This is a genomic window from Streptomyces sp. NPDC058964, assembly GCF_042741275.1.
Taxonomy (GTDB): Bacteria; Actinomycetota; Actinomycetes; order Streptomycetales; family Streptomycetaceae; genus Streptomyces.
Genome location: NZ_JBHYKH010000076.1, coordinates 1 through 24774, shown reverse-complemented (window position 1 = coordinate 24774; position 24774 = coordinate 1). Strand labels below are relative to the sequence as shown.

At 70.1% G+C, this 24774-nt stretch carries 19 protein-coding genes and 3 pseudogenes; 9 read left to right on the top strand and 13 right to left on the bottom strand.

Going from position 1 to position 24774, the window contains the following annotated elements:
* Nucleotides 1-1962: acyl-CoA reductase (locus ACFW2E_RS12845; RefSeq protein WP_384465617.1), on the top strand; the 1962-nt coding region annotated here is incomplete at its 5' end.
* Nucleotides 1963-2299: 337 nt separating this feature from the next.
* Nucleotides 2300-2740, top strand: a complete 441-nt coding sequence (locus ACFW2E_RS12840) for a hypothetical protein (protein ID WP_384465615.1) — start codon at nucleotides 2300-2302, stop codon at nucleotides 2738-2740.
* A gap of 197 nt (nucleotides 2741-2937) precedes the next feature.
* On the opposite strand, the gene ACFW2E_RS12835 is transcribed toward ACFW2E_RS12840, so the two are convergent.
* Together ACFW2E_RS12835 and ACFW2E_RS12830 are read right to left on the bottom strand one after the other, a co-directional pair.
* On the bottom strand, nucleotides 2938-3591 hold the full coding sequence (locus ACFW2E_RS12835; protein ID WP_384465613.1) for a DUF4328 domain-containing protein: 654 nt from the start codon (nucleotides 3589-3591) through the stop codon (nucleotides 2938-2940).
* A 487-nt stretch (nucleotides 3592-4078) separates the two neighbouring features.
* Nucleotides 4079-4495, bottom strand: coding sequence for an ester cyclase (locus tag ACFW2E_RS12830; RefSeq protein WP_384465611.1), 417 nt, complete (start codon nucleotides 4493-4495; stop codon nucleotides 4079-4081).
* 128 nt (nucleotides 4496-4623) lie between these two features.
* Here ACFW2E_RS12830 and ACFW2E_RS12825 point away from each other — a divergent pair.
* Nucleotides 4624-5166, top strand: a pseudogene (locus ACFW2E_RS12825) (permease); the annotation flags it as partial.
* A 317-nt stretch (nucleotides 5167-5483) separates the two neighbouring features.
* Here ACFW2E_RS12825 and ACFW2E_RS12820 read toward each other — a convergent pair.
* On the bottom strand, nucleotides 5484-5618 hold the full coding sequence (locus tag ACFW2E_RS12820; protein WP_384465609.1) for a hypothetical protein: 135 nt from the start codon (nucleotides 5616-5618) through the stop codon (nucleotides 5484-5486).
* A gap of 82 nt (nucleotides 5619-5700) precedes the next feature.
* Here ACFW2E_RS12820 and ACFW2E_RS12815 point away from each other — a divergent pair, with 82 nt between their 5' ends.
* Nucleotides 5701-6726: a GlxA family transcriptional regulator gene (locus tag ACFW2E_RS12815; RefSeq protein ID WP_384465606.1), complete on the top strand. Its 1026-nt coding sequence runs from the start codon at nucleotides 5701-5703 to the stop codon at nucleotides 6724-6726.
* A gap of 341 nt (nucleotides 6727-7067) precedes the next feature.
* On the opposite strand, the pseudogene ACFW2E_RS12810 reads toward ACFW2E_RS12815, so the two are convergent.
* Nucleotides 7068-9719 (bottom strand): annotated as a pseudogene (locus tag ACFW2E_RS12810) (multifunctional oxoglutarate decarboxylase/oxoglutarate dehydrogenase thiamine pyrophosphate-binding subunit/dihydrolipoyllysine-residue succinyltransferase subunit); the annotation flags it as partial.
* A gap of 301 nt (nucleotides 9720-10020) precedes the next feature.
* Between ACFW2E_RS12810 and ACFW2E_RS12805 the strand changes: the two are divergent.
* Nucleotides 10021-10476 (top strand): DUF6884 domain-containing protein, encoded by a 456-nt coding sequence (locus ACFW2E_RS12805; RefSeq protein WP_384465605.1) that lies wholly within the window; start codon nucleotides 10021-10023, stop codon nucleotides 10474-10476.
* Between the two features lie 109 nt (nucleotides 10477-10585).
* Nucleotides 10586-11074 (top strand): phosphatase PAP2 family protein, encoded by a 489-nt coding sequence (locus ACFW2E_RS12800; protein ID WP_384465603.1) that lies wholly within the window; start codon nucleotides 10586-10588, stop codon nucleotides 11072-11074.
* On the opposite strand, the gene ACFW2E_RS12795 is transcribed toward ACFW2E_RS12800, so the two are convergent.
* The 8 genes from ACFW2E_RS12795 to ACFW2E_RS12760 form a co-directional block, all read right to left on the bottom strand.
* A complete protein-coding gene (locus ACFW2E_RS12795; RefSeq protein ID WP_384465601.1) occupies nucleotides 11013-12824 on the bottom strand; it encodes a chitinase in 1812 nt (603 codons plus the stop codon). The genes ACFW2E_RS12800 and ACFW2E_RS12795 overlap by 62 nt on opposite strands.
* Nucleotides 12825-12929: 105 nt before the next feature.
* On the bottom strand, nucleotides 12930-13382 hold the full coding sequence (locus ACFW2E_RS12790) for a hypothetical protein (protein WP_384465600.1): 453 nt from the start codon (nucleotides 13380-13382) through the stop codon (nucleotides 12930-12932).
* Nucleotides 13383-13504: 122 nt separating this feature from the next.
* The gene (locus tag ACFW2E_RS12785; RefSeq protein ID WP_384465598.1) at nucleotides 13505-14923 is read right to left on the bottom strand and encodes an NAD(P)/FAD-dependent oxidoreductase; all 1419 of its coding nucleotides are present in this window, start codon (nucleotides 14921-14923) and stop codon (nucleotides 13505-13507) included.
* A gap of 29 nt (nucleotides 14924-14952) precedes the next feature.
* Complete coding sequence (locus ACFW2E_RS12780) at nucleotides 14953-15753, bottom strand: ABC transporter permease (protein ID WP_384465596.1); 801 nt, start codon at nucleotides 15751-15753, stop codon at nucleotides 14953-14955.
* Nucleotides 15754-16677 carry an ABC transporter permease gene (locus ACFW2E_RS12775; RefSeq protein WP_384465594.1) on the bottom strand — a complete coding sequence of 308 codons (924 nt, stop codon included), beginning with the start codon at nucleotides 16675-16677 and terminating at the stop codon, nucleotides 15754-15756. It lies immediately after the preceding gene.
* Nucleotides 16677-17828: an ABC transporter ATP-binding protein gene (locus ACFW2E_RS12770; RefSeq protein ID WP_384465619.1), complete on the bottom strand. Its 1152-nt coding sequence runs from the start codon at nucleotides 17826-17828 to the stop codon at nucleotides 16677-16679. Before ACFW2E_RS12770 ends, ACFW2E_RS12775 begins: the two co-directional genes overlap by 1 nt.
* A 5-nt stretch (nucleotides 17829-17833) precedes the next feature.
* On the bottom strand, nucleotides 17834-19081 hold the full coding sequence (locus ACFW2E_RS12765) for a PotD/PotF family extracellular solute-binding protein (RefSeq protein WP_384465592.1): 1248 nt from the start codon (nucleotides 19079-19081) through the stop codon (nucleotides 17834-17836).
* 54 nt (nucleotides 19082-19135) lie between these two features.
* On the bottom strand, nucleotides 19136-20671 hold the full coding sequence (locus ACFW2E_RS12760) for a gamma-aminobutyraldehyde dehydrogenase (RefSeq protein WP_384465590.1): 1536 nt from the start codon (nucleotides 20669-20671) through the stop codon (nucleotides 19136-19138).
* A 208-nt stretch (nucleotides 20672-20879) separates the two neighbouring features.
* Between ACFW2E_RS12760 and ACFW2E_RS12755 the strand changes: the two genes are divergently transcribed.
* Nucleotides 20880-21440: an NADAR family protein gene (locus ACFW2E_RS12755; RefSeq protein ID WP_384465588.1), complete on the top strand. Its 561-nt coding sequence runs from the start codon at nucleotides 20880-20882 to the stop codon at nucleotides 21438-21440.
* Nucleotides 21441-21817: 377 nt separating this feature from the next.
* Here the strand turns inward: ACFW2E_RS12755 and ACFW2E_RS12750 are convergent, their stop codons facing one another.
* Nucleotides 21818-22681, bottom strand: coding sequence for a hypothetical protein (locus ACFW2E_RS12750; RefSeq protein ID WP_384465586.1), 864 nt, complete (start codon nucleotides 22679-22681; stop codon nucleotides 21818-21820).
* A gap of 54 nt (nucleotides 22682-22735) precedes the next feature.
* Here ACFW2E_RS12750 and ACFW2E_RS12745 point away from each other — a divergent pair.
* Nucleotides 22736-23877 (top strand): annotated as a pseudogene (locus ACFW2E_RS12745) (adenosine deaminase).
* Between the two features lie 42 nt (nucleotides 23878-23919).
* Complete coding sequence (locus ACFW2E_RS12740; protein ID WP_384465584.1) at nucleotides 23920-24630, top strand: glycerophosphodiester phosphodiesterase; 711 nt, start codon at nucleotides 23920-23922, stop codon at nucleotides 24628-24630.
* Nucleotides 24631-24774: the final 144 nt, after the last annotated feature.

Genomic DNA, 24774 nt, shown 5'->3' with positions numbered 1-24774 from the left:
AGCGCACGGCGCCACCCAGCGCGCCGCCGGGAGTGGCACCCCGCGTGGGGCCACGCGCCCGACGCGATCGCGGTCTGGGGCGGCGACGACGCCGTGAGCGCGGTGCGCGAACTCGCGCCCCCGGGCTGCCGGGTCGTCGAATGGGGGCACCGGATCTCCTTCGTCTATCTGACCGGGGACGCGGCGCACGACGACGGTCTGCTCGACGCGCTGGCGGCGGACGTGTGCCGCTTCGAGCAACAGGCCTGCTCCAGCCCGCAGGTGGTGTATCTCGACACCGAGGACACCGAGGACACCTTCGCGTTCGCGGCCCGTTTCGCCGCTCGCCTCGCGAAGGCCTCCGGCTCCCGCCCCGCACCGCCGCCCGGCCCGGCCGAGCAAGCGGAGATCACCACCGTGCAGCAGCTCGCCCGGCTCGAACAACACCTCGGCCTCACACGTGTGTTCGCCGCCGAGGACGGCACCTGGCGGGTGCTCGCGGACGCGCGCCCGGTACTCGACGCCTCTCCCCTGCACCGCAGTGTCTGGGTCAAGCCCCTGCCGCGGCACCGGATCGTCCCGGTGCTGCGGCCGATGCGCCGCTATCTGCAGACCGCCGCGATCGGGGGCCACCGGGCCGACGTCGCCGCGCTGTCCCGTGCGATGTTCGCCTCCGGTGTCACCCGGGTCACCCCGGTCGGTGCCATGCTGGAGGCCTACGAGGGGGAGCCCCACGACGGCGTCTACGCACTGCAGCGCTACAGCCGCCGGGTGAGTGTGCGCGCGACGGGCACGGAGTTCGGCACGGTGGCCTGCCTGGACGACCTGGTGGAACCGCCGGTGCTGCCCGCGGCGCCCAGCGGGCCGTTGCTGGGCAAGGAGGGAGTGCAGCGTGCGCTCGCCTCGCTGGACTCGCGACACGCGCACCTGCACTTCCGCAGCGGCGGCTCCACGGGGGCGCCGGCGCTGTCGGTGTTCACCTGCGACGACTACGACAACCAGATGCGCGCCGCGGCCGACGGGCTGCTCGCGGCGGGCTTCGACCCGGCCCGTGACCGGGCGGCCAACCTGTTCTACTGCGGCGGGATGTACGGCAGTTTCATCAGCTTCTTCTCCATCCTGGAGCGGCTGAACGCCACCCAGCTCCCCATCGCGGCGGGGCCGGACCACTCCGCGGTCGCGGAAGCGCTGGTCGCCCACCGGGCCGACACCCTCTTCGGCATGCCGTCCTACCTGTGGCAGCTCTTCCACGCCGAGGCCGGCCGGCTGCGCGCATACGGCGGCATCCGCACGGTGTTCTACGGCGGTGAGCACTTCACCACCGAGCAACGCCGCGTGCTGAAGGAGGAGTTCGGCGTCGAGGTGATCCGGTCCGCCGCCTACGGCAGCACCGACCTGGGACCGCTGGGCTACCAGTGCGCCTCGTGCGACGGCTCGGTCCACCACGTGCTGACCGACCTGCACACGCTGGAAATCCTCGATCCGCACACCGACCGGCCGGTTCCGCCGGGCGAGCCGGGACGTCTGGTGTTCACCTCCCGCGCACGCGCGGGACAGCGGCTGGACCGCTACGAGATCGGCGACCTGGGACGCGCCGTGGACGGTCCCTGCGGCTGTGGCAGCCACGTGCCGCGGCTCGAGCTGCTCGGACGTCACGGCGACGTCGTACGTGTCGGCACGTACTTCGTCAACTACCGGCGCATCCTGCGAACGGCCCAGGAACGCCTCGCCTACCACGGCGAGGTACAGCTGCTGGCCGAATCCGGTGCCGACCGGGAACGGCTGACCGTCCGGCTGGACGCGCAGTACGCGCAAGACCCCGAGGCGGCGCGGGATGTTCTGGTCGGCGAGGTGCCGGAACTGGCCTCGGCGCTGGCGGAAGGCCTCCTGGCCTTCACCGTGGAGACCGTGTCCAGGGAGGCCTTCGCGCGCACGGCCACCAGCGGGAAACTGCGTACGGTCATCGACCTGCGGTCGGCGTAGCCGGCGTATGCGGGCGGGGGCGGACGGCGGGCGCCCACACCACGCACGACGGCCGCCCCCGCTCCGTCCCGGATCCATGCACCTTGGACCCCTCTCCAGCGCTCGCCGGCCCAGGGACAGCACCGGGGGATTCCAGGGGACCTTCTTCTCCAGGCGCTCCGCCGGCCGGCAGAGCCATCCCGACTCCGAACGCAGGCCCTTCAGGGCCACCGGCGGCTTTGCGGACTCATGACTTGATCTTTGGTCGGACCCCGAAACTTCGGCCGTACGCTGGCCTGCGCCTCCCACGCGCATAGGCACGGCGTACACGTGCGCACGGAACACCGCAAGGACAATCATGAACAACCGGCGCAAACAGCAGCTGCTTCAGTCTGTCGCCCCACTGCTCGCTCAGGGAGAGCAGGTCGAAATCACCTCCCTTGCCAAGGTCGGCTCGGTCTCGGTCAAGCGCCGGGTGCTGACCACCGCCCTGGTCGGCGCCCTCACCGCTGGGACGGTCATCGCCACCGTCCAGCCGCGTCCGATGTACTGGGCGCTCACGGACCGGAGATTGCTGTTCTTCGAGGCCACGACCACGACGGGCCGACCCGGCAAGCTCCTCATGGCCCTGCCGCGCGAGGTGACGTCCGTCGCACCGATGAAGAAGGCGTTGCTGGGTCTGGGACTCCAGACCGTCCTCACCGTCCAAGGGCAGGAACAGGGCCTGAAGCTCACCTTCCCGCCTGCCTACAAAGCCGCGGGCCGGGACCTCGCCTCCCGTATCGCTCCCGCGGCCTGAACCACAGCCGCAGGTCCGTGTTCTTGCGCACGTGATCGAGGGCGTCTGGTCGAGCGCGCCTGAGGGCTCTCACGGAACCCGGGAAGCACGCCCCAGCGTCCACGCACCCCGCCCTTCCGTCTCCTTCCTTCCTGCCCCACCGGCGCAGGAGGGAGGGAGACGGAGGTGAAATGGACAGGCGCCAGCCATTGTTCGAACTACGCCGGGGCCTCGCTGCCCGCGGTCACGGCACCGTGCAGCAAGCCGCTCAGCCGCCAGACGACGGCGACTGTCAGTCCGGCGGCTCCGATGTGCAGACCGCTGCTCAGCATCACCTGCCGCAGGGCCTGGCGGGCGGTGCCCGCAGTCACGGCCTGCTTCAGAGGCGACGGGCTGAGCGTGGCCCAGTGGCCTGCGGCAAGGACGGCGAGCCACCACGCGGTGAGCAGCGGGGTACCGCGGCGGCGGCGCGTCGCCGGCTCGGCGGCGGCCCACAGGTCGTTGATGAACATCTTCGGTATGAACAGTTGTGCCAGCGGAATCAGCCAGCCGAAGAACACCCAGGCACGGTGGCGGCGCTGTCCCTGCGGCCAGACCGTTTCCGCGAGTGAGCGCATGCTGTCCAGCCAGAGGATGAACATCAGCGCGGTCGCGAGGAATGCCGCCTGCAACCATCCGGTCAGGTTCCCGAACCACATATCGGCCCTGCCCAACGCCGCGCCGTCGTCGGACCGCTCCAGGGGTAGTGCCAGCAGGACCTGGTACTTGTGCCAGCCTGCCACGACGGCGGCCACCGTCAGCAGTACGAAGCAGGCGAGCATGCCGTACGTCCATCGGGCAAGCCTGTCCTGCGATGCCGCCTTTCCATCCATGCGATACCTCCGGAGGCCGGCTCGTGCGGGCTTTCCGCAGGTCGCAGCGGATCTTAGCCATAGGTGAGAGCGGAAGTCACCAGGAGGCTCGTCCGACCGTTGCCGCCCGGTGCGGCACGCCACTCATGGCCTCCTGGCCGCGTCCACACATGGGCGCGCTTCGGCGCAGCGCGGGTGGAGCGTGTCTCGGTCAAGAAGCGCCATGCGGTAGCACCGCAGAAGCGGAACGTCCGCCGCTGCTTCCCCCCGGACGGTGATCGCCGCGTCGGGCCGCGGTGCACCCGATTCCCGACGGCCGCGTCGAGCTGCCCCACCGACAGGGCATGCTCGGCGTTGCACTCACGCAGCTTGCCGCCGGCACCGGTGCACCCGACGTGTGCGACGAAGCTGCCGAAGCAGTCATCCTCGGTCTGCCCACCGCCGCGGGCCGATCGTGGAGCTGCGGGCCGGACGTCCTCGGTATCGCCGGGAACGCCCGCTCGCGGGGTCACGCCTCGGCGAGGCCGAGTTGACGCAGCATGCCCAGCTCGTCGCTGCTGCCCCAGCGTTCGACGAGCTTGCCGTCGCTGTCGAAGCGGCTGATCTGCATGCCTCGGTAGCTCACCTGCTTGCCCGTCGCCGGATGCCCCATCAGCGTTCCCAGATGCGTCCCGGTGATGACGTAGGCGAAGGCCAACTCGTCGTCGGTGGCCAGCAGGTGCTCCACCTCGACGTGCAAGTCGGGGAAGGCTGCTCGCAACTCGCCGAACATGGCCTTGTACCCTTCGGGCCCCGGCGCCTGCCCCGGGGCGGGATCATGGTCGATCGAGCCGGGGGCGACGATCTCGTCCAGGGCGTCGAGGTTGCCGGTGACGACGGCTTCCCCGAAAGCAGTCTGTGCGGCGATGTTCGTTTGCTGAGCCATAGACACTCCCGGGCACGTATGGGCCACCGGCCTGTCCGTCGGCTGCGCAGTCCGCGCCTACGCCGTATTCCGACCGTACACCGGCCACGCGCCCCCAGCATGTCTGCCGACGGCCGGCACTCTGCCACGCGGGTGCCATCGCCGCCTGGGTCCCGGACTCGTTCTGGCAGGCCTTCTTCTTCGAGGGCCACCCGGTCGCGGCCAAACTGTGGGGGCCCGTCGTGGGCCCACTCGTGGCGATCGCGTCGTTCGTGTGCTCCATCGGCAACGTGCCGCTGGCCGTTGTGCTGTGGAAGGGCGGCATCAGCTTCGGCGGCGTGGTGGCGTTCATCTTCGCCGACCTGCTGATCCTGCCGATCCTCAACATCTACCGGAAGTACTACGGCGCGAGGATGGCCGCCTTCCTCCTCGGCACCTTCTACCTCTCGATGGTCATCGCGGGATACTTCGTGGAGTTCACCTTCGGCGGTCTCGGCCTGGTCCCCGACCAGTCCGACGCCAGGGTCCCCATGGAAGGTGTCAGATGGAACTACACCACCTGGCTCAACATCGCCTTCCTCATCCTCGCCACCGTGCTCCTGGTGCGGTTCCTGCGGACCGGAGGGCCATCCATGTTGCGCATGATGGGCGGCTCACCCGAAACCGGCGACGTGCACGACGGACACGGCTGAGGAACGGCTGGGACCCGGCGCCCCGCCGCCCTCTTCGTTACCTTCGTCGCCTTCGTCGCCTTCGTCGCCTTCGGATCCGGTGCCCAGGTCGTGATCGCCTCAGGCCTGGTCGCAGGGTCGAGAACCGGCCCAGCCGGGGGCCGGTCGCCGACCCCCGCCGGCCGACGCCCACTGCGCAGGTCCCCGGGCTCCTCGCCGGCCGAGGCCGGTGGCCGATCGTAGGTGGGGTGGCGCAGAGAGCGCTGCCCCCGATGATGAGCGGACCGGGAGGTTGTTCCTCCCAGCAGGGAGTTTTCCTGTCGTGGCACTCGTGCTGGTCACAGGCGCAGGATGGGCTGCGGGAAGTCCGAGGAACGGGCTCCGGCGCTGCTGTCCCACATGGCGTCGGCCGGGCCGGCGTCCCCCGCCGGATGCCGGTCCGCCGCGCAGACCGTCCCGGAGCGCTCCCGCACGGGTCGGAAAACAGCGGAGTTCGTGCTTTGAACCGGACGTTCATCACCACTGGCCCGGCCGTCCACAACCCGGAGGCACCCGGTGAATCGCAACCGGCCTGAATCGGACCCGCTCACCGTGACGGTGTTCGTCTTCCCGGGGGTGCGGCTGCTCGACGTGACCGGTCCCATCGAGGTGTTCGCGTCGGCGAACGACTTCGGCGGCCGCTACCGGGTGCGGACGGCGTCCGAGGACGGAGCGGAGGTGATCACCTCCGCCGGAACCCGCATCGGTGCTGACGTCTCCGTCGACGAGGTACGTGAGCCGTGCGACGTTCTGCTGATCCCGGGCGGTCCGGAATGGGAGACTCTGATCAAGGACGAGGCGGTGCTGGACGCTGTCCGGCGATTGAGCGAGAAGGCCCGTTGCACGGCATCGGTGTGCACGGGAGCGTTCTTGCTCGCGGCAGCCGGACTTCTGGACGGGCGTCGCGCCGCGACGCACTGGCGGGAGTCGCGGCAACTCGCTCTGCGTTTCCCCTCCGTGAAGGTCAGACCGGACGCGATCTTCGTGCGTGACGGACGGATGATGACATCGGCCGGCGTCAGCGCGGGTATCGACATGTCCCTGGCGCTCGTCGAAGATCACTACGGCGCGGAGGTCGCTCGAGCGGTTGCCAAGGACATGGTCGTCTTCATGCAGCGCCCGGGGGGCCAATCCCAGTTCAGCGCCCGGTCCCGGATCCCGCACCCGCGCCAGGAGGGGCTCCGTCGGGTCCTGGACGAGGTCGCTGAGAACCCCGGGGCCAACCACACGCTGTCAGCCATGGCTCGCAGGGCAGGCGTCAGCGTCCGTCACGTGACCCGGCTCTTCTACGAAGAGGTGGGAACCACTCCGGGCCGATATGTGGAGCAGGTCCGGCTGGAAGCGGCCCGGGTGCTGCTGGAGACCGGCGATGACTCCATGCCGGTGGTCGCGCGGCGCACGGGGTTCGGCTCGTCCGAGTCGTTGCGCAGAGCATTTGTGCGGCACCTGGGTGTGACGCCGGGTGCCTACCGGGCCAGTTTCCGCACGACCGGCGTGGGCACCATGGACGCGGGGTCCGAGGCGGAGGCGCTCTCGCCGTAGGCGAGGCTCGGTGGGCGGCGGCGGTGGGTCTGCCGGCCGGTTCCGCGCCCGCCGGACGTACGCGGCTGACACCCGAAGGACCGGGAACGGCAAGGTCGCGATGTCGCTGCTCTCGGTGGCGCCGGACCGCGGGCGCAGGCGAGCAGTTGGAAGACGGTCGGCGCATCAGGGTTCGCGGCAATGAACGTACGGCCGGAGCCGGAATGTTCACGGCCGCCCGCGTCGGCGCACCGCAAACGAGCGGACCCCCTCGGGGGTGGTCGAGGGGGTCCGCGAAAGCGGGTCGCGCGCTGTAGCGCCGCATCCCGCTTTCCGCGCCGTGGCCGGCGGCGTGGTCAACGGAAGGCGGACGCCACGAGATCCTCCTGCTCGCCGGCGTGCCGCCGGGCAGAGCCCACGGCGGGGGCCGGCGCCGTCGGCCGGCTGACGCATCCGACGGGACGGTTCACCAGCGACTGCAGGTGTGGACCCACGAAGGACCAGGCTCCTTGGTTCTCCGGTTCCTCCTGCACCCACCGCACCTCGGCGCCGGCGGGGAAGCGGGCGAGTTCTGCGCTGAGCTCCCGCTCGGGGAACGGATAGAGACGCTCCACACGGACGATCGCGGTGTCCGACCGGTTCGAGCTTCGCCGGTGGGCGTCCAAGTCGTAGAAGATCTTGCCCGAGCACACCAGCACGCGCCCGACCCGGGGGACAGCCGCCGTCTCATCCGGTAGGACGGCACGGAACGCGCCCGTGGTCAGCTCCGTCAGTGTGGAGGTGGCCGCCTTCGACCGCAGCACCGACTTCGGAGTGAACACGACCAGTGGCCGTCTGCTCTCGCCGAGCGCTTGTCGCCTGAGCAGGTGGAAGTAGTTTCCCGGCAGGGAAGGCATGGCGACGGTCATGTTCCCCTGCGCGCACAGTTGGAGGAACCGTTCGATCCTGCCGGAGGAGTGGTCCGGACCCTGCCCCTCCAGGCCGTGCGGCAGCAGCAGCGTCACCCCGGAACGCTGCCCCCATTTCTGTTCGGATGACGCGATGTACTCGTCGATGACTGTCTGGGCGCCGTTGGCGAAGTCGCCGAACTGGGCCTCCCACAGCACCAGGGCGTCGGGCCGGGCCAGCGAGTAGCCGTATTCGAAGGCCAGTGCTGCCAGTTCGGACAGCATCGAGTCGTAGATCGCGAAGTCCGCGGCCCGCGCGCCGAGGGAGCTCAGCGGCGTGTGCTCCGCGCCGGTGCGCCGGTCGGTGAGCACGGCGTGCCGCTGGCCGAACGTGCCGCGGCGCGAATCCTGGCCGCTCAGCCGTACCGGAACCCCGTCCAGCAAGAGGGAGCCGATGGCGAGAGTCTCTGCGGTGGCCCAGTCGATCGTCCCCGCGTCCAGCGTCGCGGTACGCCTCTGGAGTTGCGGCAGAACGCGTGCGTGCACGGTGAAGCCGCGCGGCAGACTGGTCTGGGAGGCGATGACGTGCCGTGCGGTCCCCTCCGCGATCGCGGTGCTCGCCTCCGAGGCGGCTGCCTCGTCGGCGTCCATGGGAGGAACGGGCTTCGGGGAGTCGGGGACCGACGGCGTCCGGGTCTCGGCGAAGGCCCGCTCCAGGCGTCCCCGGTAATCCTGCAGCGCACCTTCCACTTGCCGCTCGTCGAGGTCCCCTCGGCGGACAAGCGCCTCGGCGTACAGCTTGCGCACCGACGGCCTTCCCTCGATGCGGTCGTACATGCCCGGCTGCGTGACGGACGGGTCGTCGACCTCGCTGTGTCCGTGGCGCCGATAGCAGATCAGATCCACGACGACGTCCTTGTGGAAGGCCTGACGATAGTCGAAGGCCCAGCGCGCGACGCGGACGACGGCTTCGGGGTCGTCCGCGTTGACGTGGAAGATCGGAGCTTCGATCATCCGTGCGACATCGGTGGCGTGGGTGCTGGAACGGCCGCTCGTCGGCGAGGTGGTGAAGCCGAGCTGGTTGTTGATGACGACGTGAACCGTCCCGCCGGTGCGGTACCCGGGCAGCTGCGACATGTTCAGCGTCTCACCGACCACGCCTTGACCGGCGAAGGCGGCATCCCCATGGACGACGATGGGCAGGACCGGGAAGGCGTCGCTGCCGTGCGCGGCCGCCTCCTGCTTGGCGCGGACCACTCCCTGAGCCACCGGCCCCACGATCTCCAGGTGGGAGGGGTTCGCCACGACGGAGACGGAGACGGTGCCGCCGTCCAGGGCGCGGTAGGTCCCTGCCGCACCCAGGTGGTACTTCACATCTCCGGATCCCTGGGCCGACCGGATGTCCACCGCATCCTCGAACTCGTGGAAGATCTCCGCGTAGGACTTGCCGATGATGTTGGCCAGGACATTGAGCCGGCCACGGTGTGCCATTCCGATGACGGCTTCCCTCATCCCGTGCCGGACGGAGCGGTGCAGCAGTGCGTCCAGCAGTACGATCGCGGACTCGGCGCCTTCGAGCGAATATCGTTTCTGGCCCACGTATTTGGTGTGCAGGAATGTCTCGAAGGCCTCTGCCGCGCCCAGCCGGTCCAGGATCTGCAATTGCTCGGCGCGGTCCGGCCGGGGGTGGGGAGAAGATTCGAGCCGCTGCTGGACCCAGCGACGTTCTTCGGATCTTTGAATGTGCATGTACTGGGTGCCGATGGTCCGGCAGTAGGACGCCCGCAGGACCCGCAGAACGTCGCGAAGCGTCATGGTGACCTGGCCGGCGAAGTCGTCGACGGCGAAAGTCCTTTCCAGGTCCTCGTTGTCGAGCCCGAATGCCGTGATGTCGAGCTCCGGGTGTGCGCCCTCATGCTCTGTCGTGAGCGGGTCGGTGTCGGCCGCCAGGTGTCCACGCACGCGATAGGCGTGGACGAGTGCCGCAACGCGGACCGCCTTGATCGCCGCGTCGTCCGCACGGTCACTGGCAGTGGCCGTTTCCTCCCGCGCCGCCCGGGTCGCCGGGCGGGACGGCGAGGTGAAGAAGTCCTTCCATGTCTGGTCGACCGAGTCCGGGTCGTGCAGGTAACGCTCGTACTGTTCCTCCACAAGCCATTCATTGAGGCCGAATTCCAGATCGTGCAGCACCGGCTGTCCGGCGCGGGATTGCGACACCACGGTGTGGATCGCCTTCTTTCTCAATCAGACGGATTCACAGCACCGAAGGTATGACATGGGGAGGGATGAGAAAGACCCTCGAATATGCCAGAACGGCCTCACATGAGGACATGGCTTCGAGTCGGTGGCCTTTGCGTGGAATGCTGCACCGCACGCCGGGGCTCGTACAACGGGCTCACGTCTCATACGAACAGGCAGGACGACAGGCATGACCGCACATGACCACCTCGACCGCTTCCGGCCAGAACTCGTCGTCATCCCGTGCGGCAGCCGCAAACTGGGCCGATCCGCACGCGCAGCGGACATGTACGTCGGCTCCTACCATCGGGCGTGCCGCGCCGCGGCCGATGCGCTGCGACCGGACCGGCTGCTCATTCTCTCCGCGCGCTACGGGCTGCTCGACCTCGACGACGTCATCGAGCCGTACGACACACCCCATGGCTCAGCCGGCGCCATGGCGGCCCGAGCCCTGTGGGACCAGGCGACTGTGCGTGACATCGTGAACCTCGACCCCGTGGTGGCCCTCGGCGGCGCACGTCATGTCAGCCTCGTGCGTACCATCTGGCCGCACGCCCGCACGCCGCTGGCCGGAACTCGCGGTATGGGTCGGCAAATGGCCCGGCTCGCGGCCCTGCGCGAGGCACGGGACGCACATCTGACATGACGCCGTCTGCCGCCCGCTCCCTGTACCGGGCAGGGGCGGGGCCGCCCGCGGGCCCCCCCCCCCCCCCGACCGGTTCTCCTGTTACCTCGCCGACCTGGGCGATGTGCGGGTGGCCGTTCCGGTGCTGGCGATCGTCATCGTCCTGGTCATAGGGCTGGGCCGCGGCTCCGAGCGGTGGTGGCTGCCGCCGGCCGCCGCGGCGGCCGTGATGGCCCTGGTGCCCGCCCTCGTCGTCCCGTTGAAGGCCTGGACCGCCCGTCCGGGGACGCCGGCCATGCCTCCGGGGGTCGGCTACTACCCATCGGGGCACACCGCCACCGCCGCCGTCGCGTACGGCGCGGCCGGCCTGCTCCTCCTCCCCTGGCAACGCACACTTCTGGCCAGACGGCTGCTGGTGGCCGTGTGTGTGCTGGTCAACCTCGGCGTCGGCTTCGGACTGGTCCGGCACGGCTACCACTGGCCACTGGACGTCGTGGCCAGCTGGTGCCTGTGCGCGGTGCTGCTGACCGGTCTGGCCTACGTCCTCGACCGGAACGTCAGCCGAAGTACGCGTCGAAGGTCTTCTGGAACTCCCAGTTCGAGAACCGGTCCCAGTTGACCGACCACGTCATCAGGCCGCGCAGGTCGGGCCGGCTGCCATGGGGGGCGTACGCGCCGCAGTTCGACTTCTTCGTCAGGCAGTCGAGGGTCTTGGTGACCTCGGACGGGGAGACATAGCCGTTGCCCGCGGCGGTGGAGGCCGGCATGCCGATGGCCACCTGGTCGGGGCGCAGGGGCGGGAAGACGTTGTTCGCGTCGCCCGCGACCGGGAAGCCGGTCAGGAGCATGTCGGTCATGGCGATGTGGAAGTCGGCGCCGCCCATGGAGTGGTACTGGTTGTCGAGGCCCATGATCGGGCCCGAGTTGTAGTCCTGGACGTGCAGCAGGGTGAGGTCGTCGCGCAGGGCGTGGATCACCGGGAGGTAGGCGCCGCAGCGCGGGTCCTGGCCGCCCCACTTGCCGGTGCCGTAGTACTGGTAGCCCATCTGCACGAAGAAGGTCTCCGGGGCCATGGAGAGGACGAATCCGGAGCCGTACCCGGCCTTCAGGGTCTTCAACGCCGATATCAGGTTGACGATCACGGGGGTCGTCGGATTCCTGAAGTCCGTGTCGTTCGCGTTCAGGGACAGTGAGTGGCCCTCGAAGTCGATGTCGAGGCCGTCGAGCCCGTAGTCGTCGATGATCTTCGACACGGAGGAGACGAAGGCGTCCCGGGCGGCCGTGGTCGTCAGCTGGACCTGGCCGTTCTGGCCTCCGATGGAGATCAGCACCTTCTTGCCCGCCGCCTGCTTGGCCTTGATCGCCGCCTTGAAGTCCGCGTCGCTCTCGACGTTCGGGCACTCGGTCACCGGGCAGCGGTTGAAGCGGATGTCGCCGGAGGTGGCCGAGGTCGGCTCGCCGAAGGCCAGGTCGATGACGTCCCAGCTGTCGGGCACGTCGGCCAGTCGCGTATATCCGGAGCCGTTGGCGAAGGTGGTGTGGAGGTAGCCGACGAGGGCGTGGGCGGGCAGTCCGGGCGTGCCGCCCGGGCCGGCGGTCGTCGTGGCGGTCACCGTCGCGGACTTCGCGGACTCCCCCGCGTCGTTGAGCGCGGCGACCTGGAAGCCGTACGCCGTCGAGGGCGCCAGGCCGCTCACGGTCGCCGAGGTCCCGGGCACCGTCTGGACCCTGGCTCCGTCGCGGTAGACCGCGTAGCCGGTGGCGCCGGTGACCGCCGTCCAGGACAGGGCGACGCCGGAGGAGGTGACGGTGCCGGTCCTGAGGCCGGTCGGGGCCGCGGGCGGCTGCCCCGGGTCGACGCCGGGGCCGGTGAGGGAGATGTCGTCGGCGTAGTAGGCGCCGGTGCCGTACCAGCCGTGGGTGTAGATCGTGACCCTGGTGGTGGCGGAGCCGGTGCGGAAGGTCGTGGTGAGCTGCTGCCAGGCGGGGGCCGACTGGGTCCAGGCGGAGACGTCGGTGGTGCCGGTGCCGCTCGCGCCGAGGTAGACGTAGGAGCCGCGGACATGGCCGGAGAGCGTGTACTGGGAGTCGGGCTTGACCGTCACGGTCTGCGCGCACTGGGCGTTGTCGCTGCCGGCCGGGGTCGCCTGGAGCGCCGAGGCGCCTGCGTGCACGGGTGAGCCGACGGTCGTACCGCTGTTCGCCGTACAACTCCAGCCGTCCAGGCCGGACTCGAAGCCGCCGTTCCTGGCGAGGTCCGCGTCGGCCGCACGGGCGGCCGACGAGAGAGCGGTGATGCCGGGTACGGCCAGGAGCACGGCCGTGAGCGCGGCGAGGAGGGGTCTGGTGCGGGGTCGGGCGCGATCCACAAGTGCCTCCGGACATGGGGGAATTGGAGGGTGGAGCGCGCTCAACTTGGTCCAGACCAATCCTGTTGTCAAGACCTCCGGCACCGGCGTGGGCCGCCTCGGCCGCTACCCGCCCTCGTCCGCGGCCAGCCCGGCGGCCGCCTCGTGCATCGCCAGTTCCAGCCGTGCCGGATCGGTGAGCGTGCCGGTGCCGTCCGGCTGGACCAGCCAGCGGACCCCGCCGGAGGACCGGCCCGGGTACGGCACGACGATCCAGGTGCCGGCCCCGACGGTGCGGATGCCCGTGCCGAGCCAGCGCGCGGCCGTGCCCGGCGGCACGAAGAAGCCCATCCGCTCGCCGCAGGAGTCCACCAGCACCGGGCCTGGCCGGCCGAGGATGCGGGTGAGCACGTCGAGCGTGGGACGGCCGAGCCCGGCGGGCAGGATGAGCACGTCCCACGCCTTGCCGGCCGGGAGCAGCGCGACCCCTTGGGGGTTGCGCTCCCACTCCCAGCGGCAGGCCTCGGGATCCGGTGCCACGGATGCCAGCCACTCGACCGCCGTCTTCGCCCCGGTCATGAGAAGACCTCCCTGTCTCCCGTCGACGCGGTCGCGTCACAGGAGAGAGGGAGGTCTCCCGGCAGGCATTACGCGGGTTCCGGTCCCTCCTTGGAGTGAACCGGATGACAGCCCCGCGGCGTTCAGCTGTCGAAGCCCAGCCCCAGCCGGTCCATTGTCCTCAGCCACAGGTTGCGCCGCCCGCCGTGCGCGTCCGCGCGGGCCAGCGACCACTTGGTGAGGGCGATGCCGGTCCAGGCGAAGGGCTCGGGCGGGAAGGGCAGCGGCTTCTTGCGGACCATCTCGAGGCGGGTGCGCTCGGTGTCCTCGCCGTCCAGCAGGTCCAGCATCACGTCGGCACCGAACCGGGTGGCGCCCACGCCGAGGCCCGTGTAGCCGGCCGCGTACGCCACCCTGCCCTGGTGGGCGGTACCGAAGAACGCCGAGAAGCGGGAGCAGGTGTCGATCGCGCCGCCCCACGCGTGCGTGAAGCGGACGCCCTCCAACTGCGGGAAGCAGGTGAAGAAGTGCCCGGCGAGCTTGGCGTACGTCTCCGGGCGGTCGTCGTACTCGGCGCGCACCCGGCCGCCGTACGGGTAGATGGCGTCGTAACCGCCCCACAGGATCCGGTTGTCGGCCGACAGCCGGAAGTAGTGGAACTGGTTGGCGCTGTCCCCGAGACCCTGGCGGTTGTGCCAGCCGATCGCCGCGAGCTGGTCGGCGGTCAGCGGCTCGGTCATCAGGGCGTAGTCGTAGACCGGGACGGTGTACGACCGGACCCGCTTGACCAGGCTCGGGAAGATGTTGGTGCCCAGCGCGACCCGGCGGGCCCGCACCGAGCCGTAGGGGGTGCGTACGGCCATGCCCGCGCCGTACGCCTTCAGGTTCAGGGCCGGCGTGTGCTCGTAGACGCGCACCCCCAGCTGGAGGCAGGCGCGCTTGAGACCCCAGGCGAGCCTGGCCGGGTTGAGCATGGCCACGCCGCGGCGGTCCCACAGGCCCGCCTCGAAGGTGGGTGAGTTCACCTGCTCGCGCACGGCGTCGGCGTCCAGGAACTCGATGCCGTCGGCCAGGCCCTTGCCCTCGAGCTCCCGGTGCCAGTCGCGCAGCTGCCGCGCCTGGTACGTCTCGGTGGCGACGTCGATCTCGCCGGTGCGCTCGAAGTCGCAGTCGAGGGAGTGACGGGCGACCGCCTTCTCGATCTCGTCGAGGTTGCGCTCACCCAGCTCCCGGAGCTTGTGGATCTCGTCCGGCCAGCGGGCGAGACCGTTGGGCAGTCCATGGGTGAGGGAGGCGGCGCAGAAGCCGCCGTTGCGGCCCGAGGCGGCCCAGCCCACCTCACGGCCTTCCAGCAGCACCACGTCGCGCTGCGGGTCGCGCTCCTTGGCGTTGAGCGCGGTCCACAGTCCGCTGTAGCCGCCGCCGACGACCAGCAGGTCGCAGGTCTCGGTGCCGGTGAGGGCGGGCTCGGGGTGGGGCTTGCCGGGGTCTTCGAGCCAGTACGGGACCGGCTGCGCTTCGGAAAGGGATTTGGTCCAACGGGTCATGGCGCTTGGGGCCATGATTTCAACTCCCCACAGGGTTCTTTCGGTTATGCCTTTTGCCTGTTGCGGCGGTTCGTGATGAGCATCGAGACCAGCACGAACAGTACGGCGACCAGGAACATGGCCGTACCGATGACATTGATCTGAACGGGCGTTCCGCGCTGCGCCGAGCCCCACACGAACATGGGGAAGGTGACGGTGGAGCCCGCGTTGAAATTGGTGATGATGAAATCGTCGAAGGAGAGCGCGAAGGAGAGCAGCGCGCCGGCGGCGATCCCGGGGGCGGCGATGGGCAGCGTGACCCGGAGGAACGTCTGCGCCGGGCCGGCGTAGAGATCCTGGGCCGCCTGCTCCAGGCGCGGGTCCATCGACATCACGCGCGCCTTGACCGCGGTGACGACGAAGCTGAGGCAGAACATGATGTGCGCGATCAGGATCGTCCAGAAGCCCAGCTGAGCGCCCATGTTCAGGAACAGGGTCAGCAGCGAGGCCGCCATGACGACCTCGGGCATCGCCATGGGCAGGAAGATCAGCGAGTTCACGGCGCCGCGGGCGCGGAAGCGGTAGCGGACCAGCGCGAAGGCGATCATCGTGCCGAGGAGCGTGGCCCCGACCGTGGCCCACACGGCGATCTGGAGGCTGAGGGACAGCGAGCCGCACATGTCGGCGACGCCGCACGGGTCCTTCCAGGCGTCCGTGGAGAACTGCTGCCATTCGTAGTTGAAGCGCCCCTTCGGTTTGTTGAAGGAGAACACCGTGACGATGACGTTGGGCAGCAGCAGATAGGCGAGCGTCAGCAGTCCCGCGATGACGACGAGATGGCGCTTGAGCCAGTTGACGAAGGGCATTTAGACCAGATCCTCCGTCCCGGACCGGCGGATGTAGACCGTGACCATGAGGAGAATCGCGGCCATGAGAATGAAGGAGAGGGCGGCGGCCGTCGGGTAGTCCAGGATCCTCAGGAACTGGGTCTGGATGACGTTGCCGATCATGCGGGTGTCGGTGGAGCCGAGGAGTTCCGCGTTGACGTAGTCACCGGCCGCCGGGATGAAGGTCAGCAGCGTTCCGGAGACCACGCCCGGCATCGACAACGGGAAGGTGACCTTGCGGAAGGTCGTCCAGGGCTTGGCGTACAGGTCGCCCGCGGCCTCGTGCAGCCGGCCGTCGATGCGCTCCAGGGAGGTGTAGAGCGGCAGGATCATGAACGGCAGGAAGTTGTACGTCAGACCGCACACCACGGCGAGCGGTGTCGCGAGGACCCGGTCGCCCGCGGTCCAGCCGAGCCAGTTGGTGACGTCCAGGACGTGCAGCGTGTTGAGGACGCCGACGACCGGGCCGTTGTCGGCGAGGATGGTCTTCCAGGCCAGGGTGCGGATCAGGAAGCTGGTGAAGAACGGGGCGATCACCAGGATCATGATCAGGTTCCGCCAGCGGCCCGCCCTGAAGGCGATCAGATACGCCAGGGGGTAGCCGAGCAGCAGGCACAGGCCCGTCGCGGCGGCCGCGTAGAAGACCGAGCGCAGGAACTGCGGCCAGTACTCGGTGAGCGCGTCCCAGTAGGTCGCGAAGTGCCAGGTGACCTTGTAGCCCTCCTCCAGGGAGCCCGTCTGCACGGACGTGGAGGCCTGGTAGATCATCGGCAGCGCGAAGAAGATGACCAGCCAGAGGATGCCGGGCAGCAGCAGCCAGTAGGGGGTCCACTTGCCGCGCTTGCGCGGGGGCTTCTTCTCGGGGGTCGGCGTCAGGGGTGGCGCCTCGGTGACAGCGGCCATCAGGCGGCCTCCTCGTCGACCGTCTCCACGCCCGCGTCGATGTCCTGGTCCGCGTCGAGGCCGAAGGTGTGCGCCGGGCTCCAGTGCAGGACCACCTCGGTGCCGGGCACCAGACGGGCGTCGCGCTCGATGTTCTGGGCGTAGACCTCGAACTCGGGGCAGACGGCGCTGTCGATGACGTACTGCGTGGAGACGCCGATGAAGCTGGAGTCGGCGATCCTGCCGGTGATGCGGTTGCGGCCCTCGGCGATGGAACCCGCGTCGTCGGCGTGCGTGAGGGAGATCTTCTCCGGGCGGACGCCCACGAGCACCTTGCCGCCCGTCCGCGCCGGGGCGGAACAGCGCGCCTGGGGCAGGACCAGCTTGCCGCCGCCCGCCTTGAGGACGATGTCCTCGCCGTTCTTGGTGTCCACCTCGGCCTCGATGAGGTTCGAGGTCCCGAGGAAGTTGGCGACGAACGTGGTCTGCGGGTTCTCGTACAGGTCGGCGGGCGAGCCGAGCTGTTCGACCCGGCCCGCGTTCATCACGGCGACCGTGTCGGCCATGGTCATGGCCTCCTCCTGGTCGTGCGTGACATGGATGAAGGTGATGCCGACCTCGGTCTGGATCCGCTTGAGCTCCAGCTGCATCTGGCGGCGCAGCTTGAGGTCGAGGGCGCCGAGGGGCTCGTCCAGGAGCAGCACCTTGGGGTGGTTGATGAGCGCGCGGGCGACCGCGACGCGCTGCTGCTGGCCGCCGGAGAGCTGGTGCGGTTTCTTGCGCGCCTGCTCGCCGAGCTGTACGAGGTCGAGCATCTCCTCGACCTGCTTCTTGACGCTCTTGATCCCGCGCCGGCGCAGGCCGAAGGCGACGTTCTCGAAGATGTCCAGGTGCGGGAAGAGGGCGTACGACTGGAAGACGGTGTTCACCGGCCGCTTGTACGGCGGCAGGTGCGTCACCTCCTGGTCGCCGAGGTACACGGTGCCGGAGGAAGGTTCCTCCAGACCGGCGATCATGCGCAGGGTCGTGGTCTTGCCACAGCCCGACGCGCCGAGCAGGGCGAAGAAGGAGCCCTGCGGCACGGTCAGGTCGAGTGGGTGTACGGCGGTGAAGGAGCCGTAGGTCTTGCTGATCCCGGTGAGGCGGACGTCGCCACTGGTGTCTGTCGTCATCATCGTCACGCCCCTGTGAGCTTCGCGAACTTCTCTTCGTAGGCCGTCTCTTCCTTCTGGCTCAGCGAGCGGAAGGCATGGGACTTGGCCTGCATGGCCTTGTCGGGAACGATCAGCGGATTGTCCGCCGCGCTCTTGTCGATCTTCGCCAGGTAGGGCTTCACGCCGTCGACCGGGCTCACGTAGTTGATGTAGGCGGCAAGTGCGGCGGCCTGCTCGGGCTCGTAGTAGAAGTCGACGAGCCGCTCGGCGTTCGTCTTGTGACGCGCCTTGTTGGGGATCAGCAGGTTGTCGGTCGACGTCATGTAGCCGCTGTCCGGGATGACGAAGTCGACGTCCGGGCTGTCCGACTTCAACTGGACGACGTCGCCGGCCCAGGCGACACAGGCCGCCAGGTCGCCCTTGGTCAGGTCGGACGTGTAGTCGTTGCCGGTGAAGCGGCGGATCTGGCCCTTGTCGACGGCCTTCTGCAGCCGGGCGATCACGGCGTCGAAGTCGTCGTCGGTGAAGTTCGCCGGGTCCTTGCCCATGTCGAGCAGCGTCATGCCGATGCTGTCGCGCATCTCGGACAGGAAGCCGACGCGGCCCTTGAGCTTGGGGTTGTCGAGCAGGTCCGATATGGACTTCACCTCGATGCCGTCGAGCGCCTTCTTGTTGTAGGCGATGACGGTCGAGATGCCCTGCCACGGGTACGAGTAGGCGCGGCCCGGGTCCCAGTCCGGGTTGCGGAACTGCGGTGACAGGTTGGTGTAGGCGTGCGGCAGGTTGGACGGGTCCAGTTTCTGGACCCAGCCCAGGCGGATCACGCGCGCGGCCAGCCAGTCGGTGAGGACGATGAGGTCGCGCCCGGTGTCCTGACCAGCGGCGAGCTGCGGCTTGATCTTGGCGAAGAACTCGTTGTTGTCGTTGATGTCCTCGGTGTACTTCACCGAGATGCCGGTCCGCCTGCGGAACGTGTCCAGCGTCGGGTGGTGCTTGCCGCTGTCGTCGAGGTCGATGTACTCGGTCCAGTTGGAGAAGTTGACGGTCTTCTCCTGCTTCGAGTGGTCCTCGGCGGACGTGCCGCCCTGGGTCCTGCCGGCCGCGGGGATGCCGCAGGCGCTCAGCGCCCCGAGTCCGCCGACCGTGAGCGCGCCCCCTGCGGAGGCGCGCAACAGCGACCGGCGGGTCATGGCCGCCCTGCCGTTGCGGAGGCTGCGCCGCATGGCGGCCACTTGGGCCGGGGTCAGGCGGTCGGGCTCGTACTGCTCCATGCGCTTGGTGCCCTTTCGGGAGGTGGCGGCCGCGGGTCGTGCGGCCTGTTGTCGCTAGCGGTCCCCGAAGATCGTGCGGTGCCAGTCCTTGCGGACCACCGCCGTGTTGTCGAACATGACGTGCTTGACCTGCGTGTACTCCTCGAACGAGTACGTGGACATGTCCTTGCCGAAGCCGGACTGCTTGTAGCCGCCGTGCGGCATCTCACTGATGATCGGAATGTGGTCGTTGACCCACACACACCCCGCCTTGATCTCGCGGGTGGCGCGATTCGCCCGGTAGACGTCCCGGCTCCACGCGGAGGCGGCCAGACCGTACGGGGTGTCGTTGGCCAGCCGGATCCCCTCATCATCACTGTCGAACGGCAGAACGACCAGCACCGGCCCGAAGATCTCGGACTGGACGATCTCGCTGTCCTGGGGCGCGTCGGCCACGAGGGTGGGCCGATAGTACGCGCCGTTCTTGAGTTCTCCCTGCGGCACCTCGCCTCCGGTCACCACGCGCGCGTAGGCACGCGCCCGGTCGACGAAGGCGGCGACCCGGTCGCGCTGGACGTGCGAGATCAGCGGGCCGAGGTCGGTGCGGGGGGCGAAGGGGTCCCCGAGCCGGACGCTCTCCATCAGGGCGGCGGTCTTCTCGACGAACGCCTCGTAGAGGGGCCGCTGCACATACGCGCGCGTGGCGGCCGTGCAGTCCTGCCCGGTGTTGATGAGCGCGCCGGCGACCGCGCCGTTGACCGCCGCCTCCAGGTCCGCGTCGTCGAACACGACGAAAGGTGCTTTGCCGCCGAGCTCCAGGTGGATGCGCTTGACGGTGGCGGTGGCGATCTCGGCGACGCGCTTGCCGACGGCGGTGGAGCCGGTGAAGGAGGTCATGGCCACGTCGGGGTGACCGACGAGGTGCTCACCGGCCTCCCTGCCCGTGCCGGTGACGATGTTGATCACCCCGTCGGGGATCCCGGCGTCGGTGGCGGCCTGGGCGAAGAGCAGCGAGGTCAGCGGGGTGAGCTCGGCGGGCTTGAGCACGATCGTGTTGCCCGCGGCGATCGCCGGGAGGATCTTCCAGGCGGCCATCTGGAGGGGGTAGTTCCAGGGTGCGATGGACCCTACGACCCCGATGGGCTCACGGCGGAGGTACGAGGTGTGGTCGCCCGAGTACTCGCCGGCGGACTGGCCCTGCAGATGACGGGCCGCGCCCGCGAAGAAGGCGGTGTTGTCGATCGTCCCCGGGACGTCGAACTCGCGGGTGAGCTTGAGCGGCTTGCCGCACTGCAGGGACTCGGCGCGGGCGAATTCCTCGGCCCGTTCGGCGAGCACGGCGGCGAAGCGGTGCAGGGCGTCGGAGCGCTCGCCCGGGGTGACGCCGGCCCAGTCCGGGAAGGCCTCCCGGGCGGCGGCGACGGCCGCGTCGACGTCGTCCGTCCCGGCCAGCTCGTACGTGTAGACGTCCTCGCCGGTGGCGGGGTCGACGACGGCGTGGTGACGACCCGACGTGCCTTTGGTCAGGCGTCCGCCGATGAACTGTGCGCCGTCCGCGAGGCGCTCCTGCGCGGGGAACCGGTCCGGGGTGACAGTGCCCGGGTTGTCCATGTCGCTCTCCTCCGCCGCCGCCCCGTCCCGGGGGGCCTGTGGCGTAGCTCCAGCTCGATTTGAGTGCCGATCCTGACAGAGCACAGGGACTCCAACAAGTGATTCCGTTGTTGCCTTTTGGTTACGCGACGGAATCTGTCGACCAGGTGTCGAGTCGGCCGGGAAAAGGGGGGACGGAGTGTCAGTGGTGCCTGCCACACTCGCGTGCATGGGGAAGATCGATGGTTTTGAGTCCCTGATCAGGGAGGTCCGCGCCGGGTCGCGTATCAAGTATCTGCACTTCTGGGGGCACCGGCCGCTGCCCGACGGGCGGATCGGGGCGAGCTGTCTCAGCCAGTGGTGGCCGTCGCCGTTCGTGGTCGGCGATGTCGAATACGCGACGGCCGAGCACTGGATGATGGCGGGCAAGGCACGGCTCTTCGGGGACGCGGAGGCGGAGCGCCGGATCCTGGCGGCCGGTCACCCCTCGCAGGCCAAGAAGGCCGGACGGCTGGTGCGGGACTTCGACGAGGCGACCTGGGAGCAGGAGCGCTTCCGGATCGTGGTGGAGGGCAGCGTCCACAAGTTCACCGCGCACGCCGGGCTGCGCGAGTTCCTGCTGAACACGGGCGACCGCGTCCTGGTCGAGGCGAGCCCCGTGGACCGCGTGTGGGGCATCGGCCTCGCCGCGTCCGACGAGGCGGCACAGCACCCGGAGCGGTGGCGGGGACCGAACCTGCTGGGCTTCGCGCTGATGGAGGCACGGGAGAGGATCGCCGGGGGTGCCTGAGCCCTGCCGGCGCCGGACACCGGGGGGGTGTGCCGTCGGCCGGCAGCGCGGCTCGGGGCGAGCGGGCCGACCGACCGTGCGCGGAGACGCTTCGCCGGGGCGTGCGGCCGGGGCTCGGCTGCCGGGGCGGTCCGACGGGGGCCGCGACCCTCTGAGTCCGGGGCGGCCCTGTCGCGGAAATGCGAGCCGGATGACCGCATAGGGAAGCGCCGCGCAAGGGTCGTGTCACCACGGGCCTGTCCAAAGACGCATCCGCAGCATGTCACTGAGGGCCGTACCGCACGGTGACCGGACCGGGAGGCGCGGCGGCCGGTCGGGGGACCGGCGTTCCCGGGGACGGGTCGCCGGTGGCCCGTCCCGGTCGGATCGGCCGGGTGTCAGCTGGACATGGATATCTGGAAAGCGATGATCACCAGGGCGAGGACGACGCCCACAGAGCCGCAGATGATGCCGGCCAGCGCCTGGCCCGGGTTCGACGCCTCGCCTCTCCCGGCCTTGGCGCGGCCGATCCCGCCGAATATCACGCCCAGCACACCCAGCACGATGGCGAGCGGCCACACGCAGAACCCGATGGCCGACACGATGCCCAGTACCAGCCCGGCGGTGCCCATGCCGTTGCTCGGCATGGGCTGCATGCCGGGCCAGCCGTGGTAACCGGACGGGAAGGCCTGCGGCGCGGGAACGTGACCGCCGTACCCCGCGGGTGAGCCCGGGTATCCGTACGGGACCCGGCCGGGGCCGTCCGGGGCTATGGGGGGCGGCGGGACAGCGGCGCCCTGGGGGTACGGGACCGCGACACCGGGCGGGGCGAACGGGTTCACCGGCTCGCTCGGTGCCACGGGGGGCGGCGGCGGGGCGAAGGGGTCGGCCCAGGCCGGGGGCGGCGGATCGGCCGGGAGAGAGGTGACCGTCTGCCGGTCGTGGAGGAAGGGTGCCGAGGTCGCGGCCGGGCCGGAGAACCCCGTGTCGTCGGCCGGGGGCGCCCAGGGGTTGGGGTCGGGCCGGTGGGCGACGGGTGGCGCCGGGTCTTCGGACCCTGTCCCGCTCGCGGGCTTGTCCAGGGGCACCTTGGGAGCCGCGCTCCACGCGGGCGACCCGGACGACGGGACCGTGTCGGCAGGTCCCCGGTCGGCGGGCCGCGCCCAGGGACCCGGGGAGCCTCCGTCGTAGGGGGTGCCGTCCCGAGGAGCCGACCGGTTCTCGGCGGTGTTCTCCGGTGACTGCGGCACCTCGTCGGCCATCGCGCGGGATCCCCTCTGCTCTGCGTCCCGTCATGCTACGGCGCGCACGCGCCGGTGTCGGGCCCGGCCTACGATGACCCCGGATCACGATCAGCCGATCACCCGCGCCCGGACCACGGTCCGCCGGCGCCGTTCCCGGGGAGGAACCCTTGACCGACATCGCCGCCCGCGACCTGCACGCCTTCATCGCCGGACTGCCCAAGGCCGAACTGCACGTCCACCACGTCGGCTCCGCCTCCCCCCGCATCGTCTCTGAACTGGCCGCCCGCCACCCCGACTCCAAGGTCCCCACCGACCCCGAGGCCCTGGCCGACTACTTCACCTTCACGGACTTCGCCCACTTCATCGACGTGTACCTGTCCGTCGTCGACCTCATCCGCACCCCGGAGGACGTCCGGCTGCTGACGTACGAGGTGGCCCGCGACCTGGCCCGGCAGCAGGTGCGGTACGCCGAGCTGACCATCACCCCGTTCTCCTCGACCCGGCGCGGCATCGACGAGCTTGCCTTCATGGACGCGATCGAGGACGCCCGCAAGGCGGCGGAGGCCGAGTTCGGGACCGTGCTGCGGTGGTGCTTCGACATCCCGGGCGAGGCCGGTCTGGAGGCGGCCGAGGAGACGGTGCGGCTCGCGACCGAAGATCGCGTCCGCCCCGAGGGGCTGGTGTCGTTCGGGCTCGGCGGGCCCGAGATCGGCGTGCCCCGGCCGCAGTTCAAGCCGTACTTCGACCGCGCCATAGCCGCCGGGCTGCGGTCCGTGCCGCACGCCGGCGAGACGACCGGTCCCGAGACGGTCTGGGACGCCCTCAACGACCTGCGCGCCGAGCGCATCGGCCACGGCACCAGCTCGGCCCAGGACCCCGAGCTGCTCGCCCACCTCGCCGACCACCGCATCGCGCTGGAGGTCTGCCCGACCTCCAACATCGCCACCCGCGCGGTCCGCACGCTCGACGAGCACCCGATCAAGGAGTTCACCCGGGCCGGGGTCCTGGTCACCATCAACTCCGACGACCCGCCGATGTTCGGCACCGACCTGAACACCGAGTACGCGGTGGCCGCCCGGCTGCTGGACCTCGACGCGCGGGGCGTCGCCGACCTGGCGAAGAACTCGGTCGAGGCCTCCTTCCTGGACTCGGCGGGCAAGACGCGGATCGCGGACGAGATCGACGCGTACACGACGGCGTGGCTCGCTCCCTGAGCCTCGCCCCGGGCGGGCCCGCGGACCGTCCACAATGGGCCCATGCAGACCGTGACCGCCGTCGCGCACCGCGGCGACCCCTATCGCTTCCGTGAGAACACGACCGACTCGCTGCGTTCCGCGCTCCTGCAGGGCGCGGACGCGGTCGAGATCGACGTACGGCTCACCCGCGACGACGTACCCGTGCTGCTCCACGACGAGACACTGAAGCGCCTGTGGGGGCACGACCGGCGGCTGAGGTCGCTGTCCGCGGACGAGGTGCGCCGGCTCACGCGGGGCGGAGTACCGACGCTGGCGGAGGCGCTCGCCGCGACGGACGGCAGCCGGGTGATGGTCGACCTGCCGGTGCGGCTCGACCGCCGTACCGCGGGGGCGGTACTGGACGTCGTCCGCCAGTGCGGGGCGCGGGACCGCGTCTACTACTGCGCCGGTGCCGAGGCGATGCTCGCGGTCCGTGCCGCCGACCCGTCCGCCGAGATCGCCCTGACCTGGACGTCCCTCGCGCCACCGCGTCCGGCGGTGCTGGACGCGGTGCGCCCGCGCTGGCTCAACTACCGTTTCGCGCTGGTGGACCAGGCCCTCGCGGCCCGGGTCCACCACGGCGGCCACCTTCTCTCCGTCTGGACCCCCGACACCCGTCGCACCATGCGCCGTCTCCTCGACCTGGGCGTCGACTCGATCACCACGAACCGGATCGACGCGCTGTGCACGCTCCGGCAGGGCGAGGGAGCCCAGGGGCGCCGCGCCCCCTAGGGCCTGTGATGCCCTCCTCGGCGGCGATCCGGGTACCGCCGCGCGGCAAGAGGATCAGCACGAGCTTTCCGCGGAGCGGGCGCTGGCTCCGCTCTAGCGGCGGTTTAGCGGCGCGGGCGCGGGGTCCGTCGCAGAGGGGTGGCT

Coding starts and splice junctions, on each gene's coding strand:
- ACFW2E_RS12840 (WP_384465615.1), top strand. CDS start 2,300: ATGAACAACCGGCGCAAACAGCAGCTGCTTCAGTCTGTCGCCCCACTG.
- ACFW2E_RS12835 (WP_384465613.1), bottom strand. CDS start 3,591: ATGGATGGAAAGGCGGCATCGCAGGACAGGCTTGCCCGATGGACGTAC.
- ACFW2E_RS12830 (WP_384465611.1), bottom strand. CDS start 4,495: ATGGCTCAGCAAACGAACATCGCCGCACAGACTGCTTTCGGGGAAGCC.
- ACFW2E_RS12805 (WP_384465605.1), top strand. CDS start 10,021: ATGACCGCACATGACCACCTCGACCGCTTCCGGCCAGAACTCGTCGTC.
- ACFW2E_RS12790 (WP_384465600.1), bottom strand. CDS start 13,382: ATGACCGGGGCGAAGACGGCGGTCGAGTGGCTGGCATCCGTGGCACCG.
- ACFW2E_RS12785 (WP_384465598.1), bottom strand. CDS start 14,923: ATGGCCCCAAGCGCCATGACCCGTTGGACCAAATCCCTTTCCGAAGCG.
- ACFW2E_RS12780 (WP_384465596.1), bottom strand. CDS start 15,753: ATGCCCTTCGTCAACTGGCTCAAGCGCCATCTCGTCGTCATCGCGGGA.
- ACFW2E_RS12775 (WP_384465594.1), bottom strand. CDS start 16,677: ATGGCCGCTGTCACCGAGGCGCCACCCCTGACGCCGACCCCCGAGAAG.
- ACFW2E_RS12770 (WP_384465619.1), bottom strand. CDS start 17,828: ATGACGACAGACACCAGTGGCGACGTCCGCCTCACCGGGATCAGCAAG.
- ACFW2E_RS12765 (WP_384465592.1), bottom strand. CDS start 19,081: ATGGAGCAGTACGAGCCCGACCGCCTGACCCCGGCCCAAGTGGCCGCC.
- ACFW2E_RS12760 (WP_384465590.1), bottom strand. CDS start 20,671: ATGGACAACCCGGGCACTGTCACCCCGGACCGGTTCCCCGCGCAGGAG.
- ACFW2E_RS12755 (WP_384465588.1), top strand. CDS start 20,880: ATGGGGAAGATCGATGGTTTTGAGTCCCTGATCAGGGAGGTCCGCGCC.
- ACFW2E_RS12750 (WP_384465586.1), bottom strand. CDS start 22,681: ATGGCCGACGAGGTGCCGCAGTCACCGGAGAACACCGCCGAGAACCGG.
- ACFW2E_RS12740 (WP_384465584.1), top strand. CDS start 23,920: ATGCAGACCGTGACCGCCGTCGCGCACCGCGGCGACCCCTATCGCTTC.